This window comes from Paraburkholderia sp. BR14320 (genome assembly GCF_040948665.1).
Classification (GTDB): domain Bacteria; phylum Pseudomonadota; class Gammaproteobacteria; order Burkholderiales; family Burkholderiaceae; genus Paraburkholderia; species Paraburkholderia youngii.
In genome coordinates, this window is the sequence record NZ_JBFPKG010000206.1 from 1 (window position 1) to 1,002 (window position 1,002).

Sequence of the window (1,002 nt, forward strand, 5' to 3'; positions counted from 1 at the left end):
GTGAAGGCGCTTCAGGACCTTGGCCAGGCCCGGCGCGAGTGTGGTTCGCGGTGTCTTCGTCTTCTTCATCGCACAGCTCAAAAATTCGCTACCCAATTTTAACGTGGGCCTTACTGCAACAGAACCCCCGCAACCAGTTGCATGTCGGACTTGGTCGGCCTCTCGCTCTTACTGCGACAGAACCAACGCGAATCCCCTCGATAACACGCATTCGCGAACACAGACAACGTTTCGCTAATTGACACGCTCTGCGCGAGCAAATTCAATATTGTGGATGAGAGTGATTTCTAGGCCTCGTGAGATCGTATGACGCTCTTTTCTTTTTCCCTGATTTGCCGATGAAAGTCTCGCACATAGGCACGGGCTGCATCATGTTCGTTTGTGGTCTGGCCGCGGTGCCTGTGGCGCACGCCAACTGCTTCGATGACGCCGCCGCGTACCAGCATGTCAATCCGCTCATCCTGCGCGCCATTGCGTGGCAGGAGTCGCACAACCATCCCGATGCAGTGCACGTCAATGCAAATGGCTCGATCGACTATGGCCTGATGCAGATCAATACAATTCATCTTCCCGCACTCGCGCGCTACGGCATCGGTAAGGACGCGTTGATGTCGCCCTGCAAGAATGTGTACATCGCGGCATGGCAGTTGCGTCGCCAGGTGCTCAAATATGGCAATACGTGGGCCGCAGTCGGCGCCTATCATTCGGCGACGCCCGCGCTGCGAGACGAATACGCTCGGCAGATCGCCGGCATCCTGCGCCGTTGGCAGGTGCTACCGGAAGACCGGTCGGGCGATCGAACTGCAAGACGGCTGTCGCCCCTTGCCGCCAACACAGGGGGAAAAGATAGTTCCTGCTACTGATTGCAGGTTTGGACTGGCTTTGTTCAGCAGGGTAGGCCCGCAGTTGGTTGCGGACGCAACTAGAGCTTTTTGACGCAAACGGCCTTGCCGAAGCTGTTCCACAGATTCACGAGGTTCGCGATAATCACGCCCTCGCGCT

1 protein-coding gene is annotated in these 1,002 nt (G+C 57.1%); it reads left to right on the forward strand.

The genetic code is table 11. The features are described 5' to 3' along the window. Nucleotides 1–371 precede the first annotated feature (371 nt). Nucleotides 372–863 (forward strand): lytic transglycosylase domain-containing protein, encoded by a 492-nt coding sequence (locus tag AB3X89_RS39910; protein WP_368588019.1) that lies wholly within the window; start codon nucleotides 372–374, stop codon nucleotides 861–863. Nucleotides 864–1,002 lie beyond the last annotated feature (139 nt).

What these genes read in the sequence shown, in the direction of transcription:
- AB3X89_RS39910 (WP_368588019.1), top strand. Translation starts at nt 372, where the DNA reads ATGTTCGTTTGTGGTCTGGCCGCGGTGCCTGTGGCGCACGCCAACTGC.